Annotated in this window: 20 protein-coding genes and 1 tRNA gene; 8 read left to right on the top strand and 13 right to left on the bottom strand. The window is 64.8% G+C overall.

Annotated elements, in window-relative coordinates:
• Nucleotides 1-37: 37 nt before the first annotated feature.
• The 4 genes from HRUBRA_RS10305 to HRUBRA_RS10290 all read right to left on the bottom strand — a co-directional run bounded on the left by HRUBRA_RS10305 (nt 38) and on the right by HRUBRA_RS10290 (nt 4093).
• Nucleotides 38-991 carry a TauD/TfdA dioxygenase family protein gene (locus HRUBRA_RS10305; RefSeq protein WP_084592589.1) on the bottom strand — a complete coding sequence of 318 codons (954 nt, stop codon included), beginning with the start codon at nt 989-991 and terminating at the stop codon, nt 38-40.
• Between the two features lie 31 nt (nt 992-1022).
• Complete coding sequence (locus HRUBRA_RS10300) at nt 1023-2411, bottom strand: MFS transporter (RefSeq protein ID WP_035516900.1); 1389 nt, start codon at nt 2409-2411, stop codon at nt 1023-1025.
• A gap of 31 nt (nt 2412-2442) precedes the next feature.
• Complete coding sequence (locus tag HRUBRA_RS10295) at nt 2443-2892, bottom strand: hypothetical protein (RefSeq protein WP_144244450.1); 450 nt, start codon at nt 2890-2892, stop codon at nt 2443-2445.
• A gap of 103 nt (nt 2893-2995) precedes the next feature.
• Complete coding sequence (locus HRUBRA_RS10290) at nt 2996-4093, bottom strand: YeiH family protein (protein ID WP_144244449.1); 1098 nt, start codon at nt 4091-4093, stop codon at nt 2996-2998.
• A 133-nt stretch (nt 4094-4226) separates the two neighbouring features.
• On the opposite strand from HRUBRA_RS10290, the gene HRUBRA_RS10285 reads away from it, so the two are divergent.
• From HRUBRA_RS10285 to HRUBRA_RS10275, 3 genes are all read left to right on the top strand, one after another.
• Nucleotides 4227-5147 carry a LysR family transcriptional regulator gene (locus HRUBRA_RS10285; RefSeq protein ID WP_052094679.1) on the top strand — a complete coding sequence of 307 codons (921 nt, stop codon included), beginning with the start codon at nt 4227-4229 and terminating at the stop codon, nt 5145-5147.
• Nucleotides 5148-5382: 235 nt separating this feature from the next.
• A complete protein-coding gene (locus tag HRUBRA_RS10280) occupies nt 5383-5625 on the top strand; it encodes a type II toxin-antitoxin system Phd/YefM family antitoxin (RefSeq protein WP_035516868.1) in 243 nt (80 codons plus the stop codon).
• Entirely contained in the window at nt 5619-5885 is a 267-nt protein-coding gene (locus HRUBRA_RS10275) for a Txe/YoeB family addiction module toxin (RefSeq protein ID WP_236629847.1), read from the top strand. The genes HRUBRA_RS10280 and HRUBRA_RS10275 overlap by 7 nt, the downstream gene beginning before the upstream one ends.
• A 359-nt stretch (nt 5886-6244) precedes the next feature.
• Here the strand turns inward: HRUBRA_RS10275 and HRUBRA_RS10270 are convergent, their stop codons facing one another.
• Together HRUBRA_RS10270 and HRUBRA_RS10265 are read right to left on the bottom strand one after the other, a co-directional pair.
• On the bottom strand, nt 6245-6661 hold the full coding sequence (locus tag HRUBRA_RS10270; RefSeq protein WP_035516867.1) for a hypothetical protein: 417 nt from the start codon (nt 6659-6661) through the stop codon (nt 6245-6247).
• On the bottom strand, nt 6648-7364 hold the full coding sequence (locus HRUBRA_RS10265) for a nucleotidyltransferase domain-containing protein (protein WP_201771586.1): 717 nt from the start codon (nt 7362-7364) through the stop codon (nt 6648-6650). Before HRUBRA_RS10265 ends, HRUBRA_RS10270 begins: the two co-directional genes overlap by 14 nt.
• 49 nt (nt 7365-7413) lie before the next feature.
• Between HRUBRA_RS10265 and HRUBRA_RS10260 the strand changes: the two genes are divergently transcribed.
• Nucleotides 7414-7866, top strand: a complete 453-nt coding sequence (locus HRUBRA_RS10260) for a helix-turn-helix domain-containing protein (RefSeq protein WP_035516866.1) — start codon at nt 7414-7416, stop codon at nt 7864-7866.
• A gap of 6 nt (nt 7867-7872) precedes the next feature.
• Nucleotides 7873-8439: a PIN domain-containing protein gene (locus HRUBRA_RS10255; protein ID WP_035516864.1), complete on the top strand. Its 567-nt coding sequence runs from the start codon at nt 7873-7875 to the stop codon at nt 8437-8439.
• Between the two features lie 131 nt (nt 8440-8570).
• Here the strand turns inward: HRUBRA_RS10255 and HRUBRA_RS15195 are convergent, their stop codons facing one another.
• The 3 genes from HRUBRA_RS15195 to HRUBRA_RS10245 form a co-directional block, all read right to left on the bottom strand.
• Nucleotides 8571-8741, bottom strand: a complete 171-nt coding sequence (locus HRUBRA_RS15195; RefSeq protein ID WP_201771585.1) for a hypothetical protein — start codon at nt 8739-8741, stop codon at nt 8571-8573.
• Between the two features lie 84 nt (nt 8742-8825).
• Nucleotides 8826-8901 (bottom strand) — tRNA-Phe (locus tag HRUBRA_RS10250).
• A gap of 48 nt (nt 8902-8949) precedes the next feature.
• Entirely contained in the window at nt 8950-9231 is a 282-nt protein-coding gene (locus HRUBRA_RS10245; RefSeq protein WP_035516862.1) for an oxidative damage protection protein, read from the bottom strand.
• Nucleotides 9232-9393: 162 nt separating this feature from the next.
• Between HRUBRA_RS10245 and HRUBRA_RS10240 the strand changes: the two genes are divergently transcribed.
• Nucleotides 9394-9876 (top strand): cupin domain-containing protein, encoded by a 483-nt coding sequence (locus HRUBRA_RS10240; protein ID WP_236629846.1) that lies wholly within the window; start codon nt 9394-9396, stop codon nt 9874-9876.
• A gap of 21 nt (nt 9877-9897) precedes the next feature.
• Here the strand turns inward: HRUBRA_RS10240 and mutY are convergent, their stop codons facing one another.
• The 4 genes from mutY to HRUBRA_RS10220 are packed head-to-tail and all read right to left on the bottom strand — an operon-like array spanning nt 9898 to nt 14682.
• Nucleotides 9898-10977: an A/G-specific adenine glycosylase gene (gene mutY / locus HRUBRA_RS10235; RefSeq protein WP_052094676.1), complete on the bottom strand. Its 1080-nt coding sequence runs from the start codon at nt 10975-10977 to the stop codon at nt 9898-9900.
• Nucleotides 10974-12488, bottom strand: a complete 1515-nt coding sequence (locus HRUBRA_RS10230) for an OpgD/OpgG family glucan biosynthesis protein (protein ID WP_035516861.1) — start codon at nt 12486-12488, stop codon at nt 10974-10976. Before HRUBRA_RS10230 ends, mutY begins: the two co-directional genes overlap by 4 nt.
• Nucleotides 12488-14071 (bottom strand): glucans biosynthesis glucosyltransferase MdoH, encoded by a 1584-nt coding sequence (gene mdoH, locus HRUBRA_RS10225; protein ID WP_035516859.1) that lies wholly within the window; start codon nt 14069-14071, stop codon nt 12488-12490. Before mdoH ends, HRUBRA_RS10230 begins: the two co-directional genes overlap by 1 nt.
• 59 nt (nt 14072-14130) lie before the next feature.
• Nucleotides 14131-14682, bottom strand: coding sequence for a cytochrome b (locus HRUBRA_RS10220; protein WP_035516858.1), 552 nt, complete (start codon nt 14680-14682; stop codon nt 14131-14133).
• Between the two features lie 140 nt (nt 14683-14822).
• Between HRUBRA_RS10220 and HRUBRA_RS10215 the strand changes: the two genes are divergently transcribed.
• The gene (locus HRUBRA_RS10215; protein ID WP_201771583.1) at nt 14823-15545 is read left to right on the top strand and encodes a CDP-alcohol phosphatidyltransferase family protein; all 723 of its coding nucleotides are present in this window, start codon (nt 14823-14825) and stop codon (nt 15543-15545) included.
• Nucleotides 15542-15940 (top strand): hypothetical protein (locus HRUBRA_RS10210; RefSeq protein ID WP_035516856.1); only part of this gene is annotated, 399 nt, incomplete at its 3' end. The genes HRUBRA_RS10215 and HRUBRA_RS10210, both read left to right, overlap by 4 nt.

Raw genomic sequence — 15940 nt, 5'->3', positions numbered from 1 at the left:
TCTCCACTCGGGCTTGTTATTGGACTTAGCTGCTTGCTTACGGTGTTTGCTGGGCATCGCGCTCTTCTGTTGGCAAGAGGTCGCCGTACCCACGCACCTCCGCGCCGATCCGGCCTTCGGCCCGGAGATAGTTGAAGAGCTGCTGGTCATGGCGGTTTGCGGCGGACAGACGCTCATCGCCCACGGCGGGCTGCCAGCGCGGTGGCGATGCGCCCTCGACTCGATCGCCCGTGACGGTGGCCCGCTGGATGATGCGCTCGCCGACAAAGTCATTGAGCACGTAGTGCGCGGTGCAGCGGTTGTCCCAGATACCGATACTGCCGGGGCGCCATTGGTAGCGCACAGTGAACCGCTCACTGGCGATCCAGCGGGTCAGGTAGCCCAGGAGCAGATCGCTCTCGCCGGCACTCAGCTCAACGATGCGCCGGGTAAAGTGGCTGTTCACGTACAGCGCCTTGCGCCCGGTTTCCGGATGCACGCGCACGACGGGATGGATGGTCATCCGGTCCGGGCGGTTGTGGGGCAGGGCGTCATGGAGCGCAGTGAGCCCCTCGCAGAGTTCCTGCAGGGGGGGCGATAGCGCCTCATAGGCGGCGTAGAGACTGCTCCACATGGTGTCGCCGCCGTACTCGGGGCATTGCACCAGGTGCAGTACGGACATCAGGGGCGGCGATGCATCGAAGGTGATGTCCGTGTGCCATTCATCGGCGATGCCGCCCTCGCTTGCCGCGAGCTGGAAGATCTCCGGCGGCAGGCCCTCACCACCGCCGAGGTTCGGGTGGCCTTCCAGCTGCCCGAAGTGGCGGGCAAAGGCGACATGCTCCTCGGGGCTGGGGGCCTGCCCGGGCAGGAAGATCACCAGGTGCTCAAGGAGCAATTGGCGGATCGCGGCGACGGTCTCCGCCGTGGGGTTGCGGATATCAGGTCCGATAACCTCCGCACCGATCACGCCGGCGAGGCGGCGGATGGTCCAGTGAGGGGGGATGGTCATGAACGTCCTCCTTTGGTTGTGTCGGGTTGTGTCAGGTTGCCGGGGTGAGCTCGTCTGCCCCGGCGGTGCCCGATCGGGACCAGACGCTGGCGCGCTCGAGACTTCGCGCGAAGGCGCCGCGGCCGGCGAAGAGCAGCAGCGCCGCAGCGATGGACGCGCCGCCGCCCACGACGGCCAGCGAGTAACCGAGGGCGCTGTCATCACCGAAGCCATAGTCCGTGATCAGTGCGACCAGGGTCGGTCCGAAGCCGATGCCGAGGAAGTTGACGATCAACAGGTAGACGGCGGATAGCTGACCCCGCATCTCGTTGGGTGTTACCTGTTGCAGAGCTGAAACACCGAGGGCGATGGGCCCGGAAAAGCACAGCACGAGCAGCGCGAGAAGGGCCAGCGCCAGCCAGGGGCCGCCGACGAGGGTGCTCGCCGTTGCCGGCACCGCCGCCAGGGCCGCGAGGAGGGCGCCGACGACGAAAGGGCCGCCCTGGCCGTGGCGGCGATCGTAGCGGTCTGCAAGGGCACCGCCGAGGAGTGCGCCGATCGGTCCGAAAATGATCAGCACGACGCCGAAGGCGATGCCCGCGTCTGCAACCAGCCAGCCGTGGCTGCGCTGGAAGAAGGTTGGTATCCACAGGCCCACGGCGTTACCCATGAGCTGGATCAGGCTGAAGCCGAGAAAGTGGCAGACAAGCACCTCGCGGTTCAGGCGGAGGAAGGCGAACACGTCGGACAGCGGCAGGCTCTTCCCGGCCACTGCCGTGCGCAGGCGGTCCCGACGCATCGGCTCGCGTACCGTGCGCCGGATCACAGCCATCAGCAGCAGCCCCGGCAGCCCGACGTAGAAGAAGATCGTTTTCCAGGCCCGCACCTCGCCCAGCAGGGGCAGGGTGATCGTAGGCTCCTCCAGTACTGCCCTGACGACGAGGCCACCGAGTATCAGTGCGGCGCCGCCGCCGATATAGATGCCCATGGTGTAGATGCTGAGGGCGCGGGAAAGGTGCCTGCGTTCGGCTGTGTCTGTGATGATGGAGTAGGCGCAGGGGTTGAGTACTGACTCCCCAACGCCGACCAGCATGCGCATGACAAAGAGCTCGAGGAAATTGCGGGCCAGTCCGCAGGCTGCTGTGAACACACTCCAGATGCCGACACCGGCGACGATGAGGCGCACGCGGCTGCTGCGGTCGGCGAGGCGTCCGATCGGGATACCCAGGGTGGCGTAGAACATGGCAAAGGCGAAACCGTGAAGCAGGCTGAGCTGCGTGTCGCTGATGTCCAGGTCTGTGCGTATAGGCTCGACAAGCAGGGTCAGGATGGAGCGGTCCATGTAGGAAAAGACGTAGGCGACGGTCAGAATGCCGACGACATACCAGCCGTAGAGCGGGGAGCGCGTGGCGTCTGCGACCGGTGCGCGGCTCTGGTTCATGGCGAAGCCCCGCGACGGCCGGGTAAGGTCTTCACAGGCTGAGGGCACCGGTGAACTGCCAGTCCCGCTCCTGCTCGGAGGGGATGCCTATCGCCACGGTGCCGGCGCCGGCGATGGCAGCCAGGCATCCGCTGCCGCTGTGCACCGACCAGGCGCCGAACATGACGGGCTGGAGTTCTCCGTCTGCCCTCACGACCCCACGACCGGTCCAGTTGAAGCGAAAGTAGGCCTTGCCGCCCGAACTGTGGGCAAAAGCGAGAAAGCCCTGCCCTTCGCCATAGCCCGGTGCGATCTCATGCAGCCCCCACTCGGTCATCAGCGAGCCGTCGAGGGGGCCGCCGACGACGCGGCCCTCGCGCTGCACCAGACGTATGGCGATGCCACTGCCGCCTTCGAGCATCAGCGAACGGTCATCCACGGGGCATAACAACGCGGAAAAGCACAGGATGTCCGGGGCGGCCCCGGATTTGCTGCCAGTCATGATCGCGCCTTTAAATGGTTATTGTTGGCTGTTGCGAGGATGGTTGCCGCTCGGACTGGCGTCCAATCGATATCATTACTAGCTATTATCAGTCTAATTTATATCAAACCGGCAGCAGCCACTCCGGGCCGCCCGCCGCCAGCCAGCGGATGCCAACGAGTACCACGACCGCGAGGAACGCGGTCTCGGCGATAACGATCGAAAGCGGTCGCCAGCCCACGGTGGCGAGTTCGCGGAGGGAGGTTTTCATACCCAGCGCGGCGATGGCGGCGACCAGGCACCACTGGGACGTCGCGACCAGGTGGTCACGGAGCGGCGAAGGCACGACTCCCATGCTGTTGACTGCAACCAGCACGGCGAAGGCCACAATGAACAAAGGCAGGGGTATGGCGGATGAAGAGGAGGCCGACGACGACCTGCCGCGCCGATAGATAACGGAGAGGACAAAGATCGTCGGAACGAGCATGGCGACGCGCAGCACTTTCACGACCGTGGCGGCGTCTCCGGTTGCCGGGGACATCGAGTAAGCTGCGCCGACCACCTGCGCAACATCGTGAATCGTGCCGCCCAGGAACAGCCCGGCCTCGCTATCGCTGAGACCGAGCCGGTTGGCGACCAGCGGATAGGCGATCATCGCCAGCGTACTCAGCGCGGTCACCGAAATCACTGCGAAGATTGTGTCCCGCTCGCTGCGGTCGTTCCGAGGCAGTACCGCGGCCAGGGCCAACGCCGCCGACGCCCCGCAGATGCCGACGCTGCCGCCGCTAAGGAGACCGAAGTGTCGGCCCCGGCCAAGCAGGGTGCTGCAGAGGATGCCGAAGAGCAGGGTGAGAACCACTGCCGCGATGACCAGGAGAACCGGGCCCGCGCCGAGGGCCGTGACTTCGTCCAGGGTGATGCGCAAGCCGAGCAGGGCGACGCCGAGGCGAAGTACCACCGTGGCGGTGAAGTCGATGCCGGGGACGGCCCTGCCCTCCTCGTGGAGAAAGCCCAGGGCCATACCGAGGAGCAGGGCGAAGAGCATTACCGGCGCCTGGTAATGGTCGGCGAGGAACGAAGCCCCGGCAGCGACAATAAATGTCGCAAAGAGCCCCGGCAAGAGCAGGCGGCCCGAGGCGGTCGCGCGCCGGGCCCGCCGGCGCAGGCTGTTTTCCTTTGCGCCCTGCCTGTAGATCGGCCGCCCCGGCTTTTCTGTCGCCATCAGTGAGCTCCTGTTCTTCATCGTCGGTGCGCGTAACCGGCATGCGCGCATCCGGTCGCGGGCATCCTTTGGGCCAGCAGAGCCTGTGTCCAATTGATATCTTTTAACTTTGATATCGGTAGACTGTATATCCATGAGCCGGCCGCCCCTGAACCTGCGCAGTATCGACCTCAATCTGCTTACGGTCTTCGATGCCGTCATGCAGGAGGGCAACCTCACCCGCGCCGCCGCACGTATCGGCATGAGTCAGCCGGCGGTGAGTGATGCCGTGGCCCGTCTCCGCCACTTGCTGCGGGACGAACTCTTCCTTCGCACGCACCGTGGGGTTCGTGCTACGCCGCGGGCACGGGAGTATGCGCCTCAGGTCCGGCGTATCCTTGACCTTGTTACGCTCATGGTGTCGGAGCGGGAGGGCTTCGAGGTCGATGCCACCGACCGCCGCTTCCATGTCGTGCTCGGGGATTACGGTGAAATCGTGATCCTGCCGGCCCTGCTGCAGTTCCTCGCGGCGCGCGAGTCAGCTATCGGCTTCGATGTGCGCTCCCAGCACACGCCCGGTCTGGTCGAGGCCCTGAGCGATGGTACCCTCGACTGTGTGCTGACGCCGGAGCCGTTGGTTGGCGAGGGCATCATGAACTCCCTCATAGCCGATGACACGCTGGTGACGATGGTTCGCCGTGACCATCCCCTGGTCCGCGATCATCTTACGCTTGAGCAATTCATTGCCCTGCGCCACGTTATTTTCGACCGGCAGGACCAGCGCGGCTTTTTTATCGATCAGCAGCTGCGGGCCCGGGGGCTGGCGCGCGAGTGTCCGGTGCGGGTCCATACGGTGTTGGACATGCCTCGCATCGCTGCTTCCACGGATCTCGCCTGTACCGTGCCCGCAAGGGTGGCGCGGCAGTTTTCCGGCCTCGAGCCGCTCAAGAGCTTTCCCACGCCCTTGCCCGAGGTGCGGGTGCAGCTATTCTTCAACTGGCACCAGCGCTTCGACCGGGATCCGGGCATCGCATGGCTGCGCGGAGTCATCGGCAACCTGTCGTCGTCGCGTTGATGCAAAGACCGGCTTCGCTGCGTCCTCCTCACGCCGCAGCCTTGCTGAAACTGTCACCGAAACGATTGAGCATGCAATCCAAAAACTGTCCGAATAACCAGGGGCTCAAACCGGCAGGTACTACGCTGCGCTTCGCACCGGCGGCTTAGCCAGGGCGTTATGGAATGCGATCGTCTTGACGTACGTACATGATGGCGTACCATTAGTGGGAAGTTGAAAACGCAAGAGGAGCGTCATGACCGGAATTACTGCCACTGAGGCGCGCAGCAATCTTTATCGATTGATCGATGAAACCGCCGAGTCGCACCAGCCGATTGTCATCATGGGCAAGCGGAATAAAGCCGTGCTGGTGGCTGAAGAAGACTGGGCTGCTATTCAGGAAACACTTTACTTGCTCTCCGTGCCAGGTATGCGTGAGTCTATTCGTGAGGGAATGGAGACCCCCGTCGATAAGTGCGATGAGGAGCTGGAGTGGTGACATGGAAGTTGCTTTACACCAGGCAAGCTCAGAAGGACGCAAAGAAACTGGCTTCCGGTGGTCTGAAGCCAAAAGCCCGGGAATTGCTCGCCGTAATCGCAGAAGATCCGTACTGCAAGCCGCCTCCGTTTGAGAAGCTTATTGGCGATCTTGCGGGAGCGTATTCACGCCGCATCAATATTCAGCATCGTCTGGTCTATCACGTGCTTGAAGAGGAGCGAGTGGTCAAAATCCTCCGGCTCTGGAGCCACTACGAATAATGCATAATCAGCCGTTGTTGCCGAACAATGCTCCCACCGCTGCGCGGATCGAAAATTGCCGCAACTCAGAATGACTAAGAGCCAAATTATGTGATGACTATGCTATGGATGGCGAGGCCGGCGCTTCGCGTAACTTGCTGATTTTACTGATAATTTGGCGCCCGGAGACAGAATCGAACTGCCGACACGGGGATTTTCAATTCCTTTAAAATCAATAACTTACTGATTTTTCTTCATTAGGCTTGTTGCGGTACAGTTAGGCTATATCAAGTAAAAACAACAGGTTACGTTAGTTTCGGTAATATGTCACAAATTCGGCAGTGTTCCGTGAGTATACCGGGGATTCACTGGACGGTGCCTTATGCGGCCAGCCCATCGATTGCCTCGCGCAGCCTTCTGGCGGCACCGATGAGATCGGTCAACAGCTGGTCGTCTTGCTCGAGATGCCCCTCGTACTCGGCCAGATTGTGGCGCTCGTGTGCCTTCGCCAGCACGCGCCAGACTGCCGGTGGCATGCCAGCGGTGTGCGGCAGGGTCTGAAAGGCGAGGTAGCGCTGATCACAGCGATAGCCGAGCCTTCGCAGAGCGTATAGTGCCAAGGCGTGGCTGGCATTGTAGGCGAGATCGAATCGGCTGGCATAGCTCAGCGACGATAGATTTGCATCGGCCAGCCGCGCGTCGGCGGACTCCAGGAGGCCCTGCTGTTCGCGCTCTGACGGTGGCTCAAGCTTGAGCCGCCCGATACGCACAAGGTTCTCAAGCTCAGCCGAGGGCATTGTCATCACCAATGATGAAGAGTCTGGGTTGCTTGGCGATGCGCGCCGCGAAGCTGTCCGGCGTTGCCAGCTTGCGCTGCCATTCTTCAAGCGTCATGACGGTAGGGTTCACCGGGCGCCCCAGGGCTGCCTCGGCATTCGGCAACACATCGTATAGTGCAGCGTAATCGACGTCATCGGCGACAACCAGCAGGTCAACATCGCTGTTTGCGCGTTCTCTGCCCTTGGCGACCGATCCGTAAACAAAGGCTGCCGCAATGCGGTTTTCCACTGGCTTCAGCGCTGACTGCAGCGGCATTTTCAGCCCCACTGTTTTGCGCACAAGGCTACTCAGTTCCTCGAACACCGGCGAAGCGGTGTTGGCCTGGTAGTGCTTTTGATTGCCCATTGATTCGACTGTTACCAGCTCGGCGGCTGCCATGCGGCCAAGTGCCCGGTGCACCGCGCCGGTACCTGAATTCACCAGGCGGATTATCTCGTTACTCTGGAATTTGCGCTGTGGTTGACCGTAGAGCAATGCAAGAAGGCGCTGCTGCACGGGCGTGAAAAGTACATCAGCGACGCTGGAGGGCGTCGTCTCGAGGTTGGTGCTTGTCACGTCAATTCCCATAACGGGAGCGATCATACCCAATTTGGGAATGTAATGCGATGCTTCGCCTGCTACGATTGACGTTTCGTTTATTTCGATTATGCTTCTGGACATGCCCGACGTTTCGTTGAGGCCGGGTTGATTTCCCGAAGGAGTTTCCCAAATGACTGCCCACAATGTCGTTCACCTGCCAACTGCCGACGAAATGGAGGAGGCAAAGGTATCCAGTCGTACGCTTGCCAAGTATGCAGATGCCGACCGTGTGCGCATGATGCTGCGAGGCAGCAATGGTGAGTCGGATGAGCTGGTGCTGCCCGGTCATGTGCTGCAGCTGTTGCTGACGGTGCTCGCGGAGATGTCCCAGGGTAATGCCATTAGTGTCGTTCCGCGGCATCAGGAGTTAAGCACGCAGGAGGCCGCTTCGATCCTGAACGTCAGTAGACCGTTTCTGGTAGGTCTTCTCGAGAAGGGAGATATACCGCACCGAAAGGTCGGGTCGCACCGGCGAGTTCGCCTTGCTGATGTCCTTGCTTACAAGGAGCGCGTGGACGAACAGAGGGTCGCTACGCTGGACGAGCTTACCGCGCTCTCCCAGCAGGAAGGCATGGGTTATTGATTCCAAGTGTCAAAATTTACCGTTGTCTATGATGCCTGCGTCCTTTATCCGGCGCCGCTGAGAGATGCACTGCTACGATTGGCGGTAACGGACCTCTTCAAGGCCCACTGGACGGACCAGATTCATGAGGAGTGGATCAACGCGCTGCTTCGTGCAGGAAAATACTCCCGGGATCCACTAGAGCGGGTGCGGGGGCTGATGGACGACCATGTTCGGGACGCACTGGTAACCGGCTACGAACCATTGATAGAAACACTCACCCTACCGGATCCCGATGACCGACACGTGCTTGCCGCCGCTATTCGATGCAACGCAGACGCCATAGTGACCTTCAACCAGAAGGACTTTCCCCAGGAGATGCTCGCGCCATACTGCATCGACGTTCTCCACCCCGATGACTTCATCTACTACCAGGTCGATATGGCGCCGGCGGTTTGCTGTGAGGCACTGCGCCAGCAGCGTCTTGCTCTTAAGAATCCTCCGTTCACCACGGAAGAATTTCTCGCGTCTCTTCAGAAGCAACAGCTTCCACAGGCGGTTACCAAGCTCCGGGAGTTCGAGCAGTTTCTGTAAGAGCGTACGGTTTGTGGGTAGACCTCCGACAAGCCTGGTGCGATTCAATACGCTTTGTGCCTCCGTTCATGCCCCCGGAACTTGTCGCTTAGTTGAAAGCGATGGTCTCTGCACCAAAGACTTTCAGTCTCTCATTTTGGTCCACTTCTGATGTACACGCCGCGCACCATTTTGTCCTCGGTGCGGCGCGACCAGTCGGCCGCGTCCCGGCGGGTGCGGAAGGTCTTGATGGTCGTCGGCCAGCCGTGCTTGCGCACCACGGCCTTCCACGTCTTCGACGGTGTTCTTGTGATGGTCGCCACGGCGCATTCCGGTACAGGTGTTCCGAAAGTGTACCGAGTGACATAGGGATTAAAATGGGGGTGGCCGTAAGTGGCTGATTTTATTGGTGCCCGGAGACAGAATCGAACTGCCGACACGGGGATTTTCAATCCCCTGCTCTACCAACTGAGCTATCCGGGCCGGGTAGTGTGGTGAGGTCGCGTATTAGACCTTCTGGGCGGATTGCCGTCAAGCGCCGTCCTGCTCTGGCGGTACGTAACCCTCGGCCCGCTCGTAGTCCTCCCCGGCCAGGAACTTTTCCATCTCCCGCTGCAGGTATTTGCGGGTCTCCGGGTCGATGAGGCTGAGCTGCTTCTCGTTGATGAGCATGGTCTGGTTGGCCTGCCACTCTTCCCAGGCTCGCTTCGAGACGGTGTCGTAGATGTCCTGGCCCTTCGGGCCCGGATAAGGTGGCTTTTCCAGCCCTTCGAGATCCTGCTGGTACTTGCGGCAAAACACGGTGCGGGTCATGGCATGCTCCGTCGGTTCCGGGGTGACGGGTGGGTCGTTCCCAATGAAGAGGGGATGGTAACGCGACGGGGGGGCGTGCGGTAACCGCCTATGCGCTGCTGACCGGCACGGGTTAAAGGTTCTATAGTGGTCCCGCTCCCGACTCCCAGAAGGTAATTGACGATGCGACCGACCCGTATGCCAGCCATGGCGATCTTTGCCCTGTCCTTGCTGATCCTTGGGGTGCCGCCGATTTTCGCCGATGACGCTCTGAAGGCTGCGGACAAGATCGGCGTCGACGTGCTCATGAAGTCGACGGCGATGTGGAATGGTGAGCGGCTGCCCGCCTATGCCGAGGGGCAGCCCCAGCTGTCCGTCGTCCGGGTGACGATCCCCGAGGGTATGGCGCTGCCGCTGCACGAGCATCCCTACGCGACCGCCGGCGTCCTGGTGCAAGGCAGGCTGGAGGTGCGCACGCCATCTGGGGAGCAGGCGATCCTGAACGCCGGCGATGGCCTCATCGAGCTGGTCAACCTGCCGCACGCCGGTGCCAACATCGGTGAAGGCGATGCGGTGATCGTCGTGGTCTATGCAGGGATCGAGGGTCAGCCGGTCACGCGTCTGGTGACGCCGGAGGTGGTGACGGCCAGCGACGAACCTCTTTGAGGTGGTGACGACCTGACGCCGTCAGTCGAGGGTCTTCAGCGCCTCGAGCAGGCGCGCAACCGGCGCTGCCAGGCCTACCCGGGGTGGGGACACGGCGTTGTACCAAAGCCGTTGACTGCCTTCGGCCACGGCCTCGCCGGCCGTTTCAAGGGTTACCAGCACCGGTGTAATGTCCAGGTGATAGTGACTGAAAGTGTGTCGGAAGGCCGCCAGAGGCTGACTGGTGCCCGGCTCAGCCAGTAGAGCGTCCCGGCACCAGCCTGCGGCATCGGCCGGGGCCGCCACCTCCGGAAAGCACCAGAGCCCCCCCCAGATGCCTGAGGGAGGCCGCTGCTCCAGCAGCCAGGTGCCGTCCGGGTGGCGGGCGAGGACGAAGGCGGTCTGCCGCTCAGGCAGCGTCTTGCGTGGCTTCCTGCCCGGGTAGTTTTCGGCCGTGCCCTCCGCGCGGGCCCGACAGCCTTCGGCGAGGGGGCAGAGGCTGCAGGCCGGCCGGCGCCTGGTGCAGACAGTAGCGCCAAGATCCATGATGGCCTGGGTGTAGTCCGCCACCCGCGCGGTCGGTGTGTGCGTTTCCGCGTATTCCCAGAGTGCATTGAGCACCGTGCTCTGCCCCGGCCAGCCGGGCACAGCGTGGTAGCGTGCCAGTACCCGCTTGACGTTGCCGTCGAGGATCGGCGCGCGGCCGCCGCAGGCAATGCTGACGATGGCGCCGGCGGTGGAGCGGCCGATGCCGGGCAGAGCCTCCAGGGCTTCCACGGTCTGCGGGAAACGCCCGTCTTGCTCGGCCACGATCACCTGTGCTGCCCGGTGCAGGTTGCGCGCCCGGGCGTAGTAGCCGAGGCCGGTCCAGTGGTGCAGCACGTCATCGGTGTCTGCCGCTGCCAGTGCCTGCACATCGGGGAAGGCCGCCATGAAGCGCTCGAAGTAGGGGATCACCGTGCTCACCTGGGTCTGCTGCAGCATGATCTCGGATACCCAGACCCGATAGGCATTGATCGCCTGCTGCCAGGGTAGGTGCTTGCGGCCGTGATCGTCGAACCAGGCGAGAAGCTTGTCAGCGAAGTTATCGGTCACGGGCAGCAGTATAGGCCGGCGGTTCATACACCGCCGTCGCGGGCCCGGGTCCAGCGGTAGAGCCACACGGGGCTGGCTGGCACGCCGGCAGCGTCCCGGAGCTGGAGACGCAGCTCGGCGCTTTGCCGGTCACCGGGATGCAACAGGAAGGTGACCCGCGAAGCGCGGCCTCCGTGCAGCGGGAAGACGCTCGTCCCGCTCACCGCTGCACCGTCGGTAACGGAGAGCTCCGGCACGAGATCCTCGTGCCGGCCTGCGAAGTCGACAATAAAGCGCCGGGCCCCGACCTGGTCGTGTTCCCGCCCGGCGCGGCTCTGCAGGATTGAGCGGCCAGCGCCGTTCCGGGGCTCGCCGCGGGTCCAGTTCAGCCGGTAGGCGAAGCGGTGCTCGCTACCTTTGGCAAGGGGCTGCGCTGGCCGCCAGAATGCCACGACATTGTCCATGAACTCGTTATCGGTGGGGATCTCGACCAGCACCACGGCCCCCGGCCCCCAGGCCTCGGCGGGCACCACGCGCGCCGAGGGCCGGTCGTGGTAGCGCGCCTCATTGTCTTGGTAATCCTCGAAGCGACGCGGCGTCTGCCAGAGACCGAAAGCCACGGGGCTGTCATCGAGGAAGGCGGAGGTCTGTAAGCGAGCCGGGTTGGCGATGGGCCGCCAGAGCGCTTCGCCGGCGCCGTTTTCCATGATGAGCACATTGCTGTCGTGGACCCGTGGCCGGTAGTCGTCGGACACTGCGGCCCGCAGCGGCCCCTTGAGGAACATCGAGGTCAGGGGCGCCACGCCGAGGTCCGTGAGTTCGCGCCGGGGAAGCAGCGTGACCACGATGTCCATAGCGGTGTCCTCACCCGGGTGCAGCGTCATGGCGAGATGACCGGCCAGCGAGGGGCTGTCGATAACTGCCTCCAGGCGCATGGTGTCGTCTTCCGCAGGGTGCAGGCGAAGGTGTACGAAGCGCGGAAACTCTTCGGGCCCGGGCCCGCCGGTGCCGAGCGCCGCGGCCCTCGCCGACAGTCCGTAGACCATGGCCCGGCCGATGGCGCGGAAATAGCTCGCGCCCTGCATGACCATGACCTCGTCGTTTACCCCGGGGCTGTTCAGGGGGTAACGCAGGCGCAGCCCTGAAAACCCGGCCCCGGGGGCAGAGGCGGGGACCGCGTCGAAGTAGTCCGGGTCGAAGTCGAAGCGGTTCGGCGCGAAGCTCTGCCCGGCGAAGCCGCCACCCTCGGCGGGCAGTTCGATGGCGACGGGGTCGGGAAAATAGAGCCCCGGGGGTAGCAGGTCAGCGGTCCAGTGCCGCCCTAGCGGGAGCATCGCCGTAACCCCCGGCAGCGGGCGTATGGCACGGTACTGGTCGTAAGTCAGTCCGGCGAACGGTGGCGGCAGGCGCCCCGCAGGCGCCGCGTAGGGCGCTGTGGCCAGTGCCCGGGCCGCCTCGAGCAGTGTGCCCGCCCTTGCCTCCGATGCTGCCGCGCGCGATGCCCCTGCCGCCGCAAGCAGCGCCGTTGCAGCAAGTAGCAAAAGCGCAGGCCGGCGCATCAGGCGCCCCGTTCGAGCCAGCGCTGCAACAACGGCGCGCCCAGCAGCGGCAGGGCGACGGGCAACAGCCAGGGTAGCGAGGACGCCGATCCCGCTGCGGCGCCCAGTGCGAGGAGCCCTGTGCCGCTTGCGACCTCGGGCAGCCACGGCGGCAGGGCAAGGGCGCGGGGGCGTTCCCGCTTCCAGCCGCAGTCCCGCCCGGCGAGCACGGATAGCACAGCGCCGCTCTGACGCAGCATCACAAGCGGAGCAACCAGCGTGGATACGGCCAGTTCATGCAGGCCGGCGCGGAGAATCAGCCTCTGGCGTCGCCTCGTGCGCGCTCGCAGCAGCCAGTGCCCCAGCGCGCAAAGTTTGGGCAACATAAGGATGGTTGCGATGGCGAGGAGGGGCAGGACGCCCTGGATCGCGACGGCGTCCGATGCCACCAGGATCATCAGCGCCAGCCAGACCGGCGCGGCGAGGTAGCCGATGATGCCCAGGGCGAGATGCAGGCGGCTGACCGGGTCGAGGCCGGGCTCGCCGATCAACCGCAGGTGCTGCAGGTTGCCCTGACACCAACGCCGGTCGCGGCGATGAAAATCGGCAAGGGTCTGCGGCCCGTCCTCGGCGCTGCCGCGGGTGTCGGGATCAAGCGCGACGACCCAGCCCTCGCGCCGGATCCAGGCTGCCTCGACAAAATCATGAGACAGGGGCGTGCCGCCGAAGGGCCTGGGCCCGGACAGGATCGGCAGCGCGGCGGCACTGCGGAAGGCCGCGATGCGCATGATTGCGTTATGGCCCCAGTAGTTGCCCGCCTTACCGGACCAGGCCGCGAGCCCGCGGCCGAAGTGCGGCGACAGGAGACGCCCGGAGAGGCGCTGGTGGCGGCCGAAGAGGCTGCGGCCCCGCACCCGCGCAATACCGGCCTGGAGCAGGCCCAGGCCGGGCTCCGTTTCGATGCGGTGCATCAGCGCGCGGATGCGACCGGCCGACATGCGGCTGTCGGCGTCCAGAACCAGCATGTAGGTGAACCCGTCGCTGCGTGCCGCCAGCCACTCAGCAATATTGCCGGGTTTGTGACCGGTGCGCTCACTGCGGCGACGGTAGACGACCGTGCCCGCGGCGATGAGCGGGGCCAACGCCGCCTCCTCATCGGCGATACGGACCGCTTCGTGGGTGTCTGAGAGCACGAAGACCGTCGTGGCCTCGGCGAGGCCCTGCGCCGCCAGTTGACGGCGCAGGCCCGCGAGATAGCTCGACAGCGGATCGGCTGCTTCGCCGCAGAGCAGCACCAGGATCGCCGTGCGCTGCTTTGGACGCCAGTCATCCGGGACGGCGGGCGGTGGCGGGGGCTTGCGCAGGCACCCAAGGATTGCGGTCGCGGCCCCGCCGGAGACCCACAGGGCGCCCGGTGTCACCAGGGCCAGGGCCAGCCCTGTCGCCGGCGACCACTCCTCTACGGCGGCAGCGACGACCGCGACGACCGCCGCGGTACCCAGGGTCGTCAGCGCGATAAAGACCGCGAGCCAGCCGCTGCAGCGCCACGGTATTGCGCCGGTGCGTATGCGGCTCCCGGGCAGAATGGTTTCGGCCAATGACATGTCGCGCTGGCCCCTCCCCAGGGCCTGAATCCGCTTGCGTGGGTCAGGCGAGGACCCTGTTACCGTGGGGGGCCTCCAGCCGGCGGCCACATGCGCCAGAACACGCCATCCCGCTTCACGGTGAGGTGAAACAGCGCCGCGCCGATGTGCAGGGCGGCCAGCGCGACGATCGCGAGCCCTGCCCAGTGATGCACTGCCTTGGCGGCTTCCGCGAGCGCATCGCTCTCAGCCAGCAGCGTGCCAATACCCATCGCATCGAGCGCTTCGATGGGGAACCCCCCCGCGCGCACCCGAACGTACCCCGCGACCGGCTGCACGACCAGCAGGAGGTAGAGAGCCCCTTGCGTAAGGCTGGCGACGCGAGCCTGCCAGGCGGGCAGGCTCGCCGGTTTCGCTGGTGGCGGGTGTCGCCGGCGCACGGCCAGCCGCAGGACAATCAGCAGCAGGAGCAAAACACCGACATTTTTGTGGAAAATGAACAGCGCGTTCTGCAGTTCCCGGCCGACCTCCGGCCGGACCATGATCAGGCCCGCGGGGATCGTCAACAGCAGCAGCACAGCCATCAGCCAGTGCAGCAGCCGTGCGGGGCGAGCGTAGCGACTGGTATTCATAAGACCATTCTAACGGTTGTTTGCCCGGCGTGCGCCGCCACCTTTTGACCGGAAGCTGTACGGGTTCAGGCGGCGCGCCGGGGCGACACCGGTGCTAAGATTCCGGTATCGAGAAGTTGACTCCACAGGCAGTCCCCGCCGTGCCCGGCGAGGGAGCGGTTACCGGGCCGCTCCCGGCCGGCCCCGTTGTGCGCCTGCTGGCCGCATCCCTCGGTGGCGCGCTCATCCTGCCGGCCGCAGGCTACCTGCTGGTGGGCGCAGCGCCTGGTGCCCTGGCCCTGGCGATGGCCGGGTATCTGTGCGGCGTGATGCTGGTCACGGCGCTGATGCGTCGGGCCTATCCTTTCGCAGACCTTGGCCTTGGCAACGTCGTGACCCTCGCGCGCCTGGTGCTGACAAGTGCGCTGCTTGCTCCGCTTGTGGCGCCGGGCGTCCGCTGGGGCATCGTCGGCCTGGCGCTACTGGCACTCTTCCTTGATGGCGTCGACGGATGGCTGGCACGCCGGCAGGGACGGGAATCGCCGTTCGGCGCACGCTTCGATATGGAAGTGGACGCAGCCTTCGGACTTATCCTGGCCGCCAACGCCTTTCTCGCGGGCAGCGGCGGACCGGCGGTGCTGCTGCTGGGGCTGCCGCGCTACGCCTTCGCCGCTGCGGCCCGGGCCTGGCCCTGGCTGGCCCGGGCCCTGCCTGAGCGCACCGGTCGCAAGGTGGTTTGCGTTGTTCAGCTCGGCGCGCTCATTGCGCTGCAGCTGCCGGCATTGCCGGCGCCGGCTGCCGGGGCCCTCGTCAGCGCGGCGCTGGCCGCTCTCAGCTGGTCCTTCGGCCGGGATGTCCTCTGGCTCTGGCGGGCGAGGCCGTGAAGCGCATCGCACTGTCGCTGGCAGGCGCTGCCTTTGTCCTCTACCTCGTGCTGGTGCAGCCGAACCACCCGGCGGCCATGCACTGGGACGCGCTTGGCGCCTTCCCGCTCGAATGGCCCGCCGTGCTGCTCGCTCTGCTGGCGCTCGGCGCAGGGCGCGCAGCTACCGCATGCCGGGTTGCGCTCGTGGGGCTTCTGGTGCTGATTGCCGTGCTCAAGGCCGCCGATTATGCGATGTTCACGGCCCTGGCCCGGGGCTTCAACCCCGCCGCCGACCTCGCCCTGGTCGGTGCCGGGCTGCGGCTGCTTACCGGCACCATCGGGCCCTTGCTCACCAGCTTTGCGGCGGCGGGCGCGGTGCTCGCCGCCGCGGCGCTGGCGGCGGTGCTCTGGTGG

Origin of the sequence: Pseudohaliea rubra DSM 19751, assembly GCF_000764025.1 — a bacterium.
Classification (GTDB): Bacteria; Pseudomonadota; Gammaproteobacteria; order Pseudomonadales; family Halieaceae; genus Pseudohaliea; species Pseudohaliea rubra.
The sequence above is the reverse complement of the archived record's forward strand: the minus strand, read 5'-3'. Positions and strand labels throughout refer to the sequence as shown.

What these genes read in the sequence shown, in the direction of transcription:
- HRUBRA_RS10220 (WP_035516858.1), bottom strand. Translation starts at nt 14,682, where the DNA reads ATGAATACCAGTCGCTACGCTCGCCCCGCACGGCTGCTGCACTGGCTG.
- HRUBRA_RS10265 (WP_201771586.1), bottom strand. Translation starts at nt 7,364, where the DNA reads ATGTCCAGAAGCATAATCGAAATAAACGAAACGTCAATCGTAGCAGGC.
- HRUBRA_RS10285 (WP_052094679.1), top strand. Translation starts at nt 4,227, where the DNA reads ATGAGCCGGCCGCCCCTGAACCTGCGCAGTATCGACCTCAATCTGCTT.
- HRUBRA_RS10260 (WP_035516866.1), top strand. Translation starts at nt 7,414, where the DNA reads ATGACTGCCCACAATGTCGTTCACCTGCCAACTGCCGACGAAATGGAG.
- HRUBRA_RS10230 (WP_035516861.1), bottom strand. Translation starts at nt 12,488, where the DNA reads ATGCGCCGGCCTGCGCTTTTGCTACTTGCTGCAACGGCGCTGCTTGCG.
- mutY (WP_052094676.1), bottom strand. Translation starts at nt 10,977, where the DNA reads ATGAACCGCCGGCCTATACTGCTGCCCGTGACCGATAACTTCGCTGAC.
- mdoH (WP_035516859.1), bottom strand. Translation starts at nt 14,071, where the DNA reads ATGTCATTGGCCGAAACCATTCTGCCCGGGAGCCGCATACGCACCGGC.
- HRUBRA_RS10305 (WP_084592589.1), bottom strand. Translation starts at nt 991, where the DNA reads ATGACCATCCCCCCTCACTGGACCATCCGCCGCCTCGCCGGCGTGATC.
- HRUBRA_RS10245 (WP_035516862.1), bottom strand. Translation starts at nt 9,231, where the DNA reads ATGACCCGCACCGTGTTTTGCCGCAAGTACCAGCAGGATCTCGAAGGG.
- HRUBRA_RS10280 (WP_035516868.1), top strand. Translation starts at nt 5,383, where the DNA reads ATGACCGGAATTACTGCCACTGAGGCGCGCAGCAATCTTTATCGATTG.
- HRUBRA_RS10270 (WP_035516867.1), bottom strand. Translation starts at nt 6,661, where the DNA reads ATGCCCTCGGCTGAGCTTGAGAACCTTGTGCGTATCGGGCGGCTCAAG.
- HRUBRA_RS10300 (WP_035516900.1), bottom strand. Translation starts at nt 2,411, where the DNA reads ATGAACCAGAGCCGCGCACCGGTCGCAGACGCCACGCGCTCCCCGCTC.
- HRUBRA_RS10240 (WP_236629846.1), top strand. Translation starts at nt 9,394, where the DNA reads ATGCGACCGACCCGTATGCCAGCCATGGCGATCTTTGCCCTGTCCTTG.
- HRUBRA_RS10295 (WP_144244450.1), bottom strand. Translation starts at nt 2,892, where the DNA reads ATGACTGGCAGCAAATCCGGGGCCGCCCCGGACATCCTGTGCTTTTCC.
- HRUBRA_RS10290 (WP_144244449.1), bottom strand. Translation starts at nt 4,093, where the DNA reads ATGGCGACAGAAAAGCCGGGGCGGCCGATCTACAGGCAGGGCGCAAAG.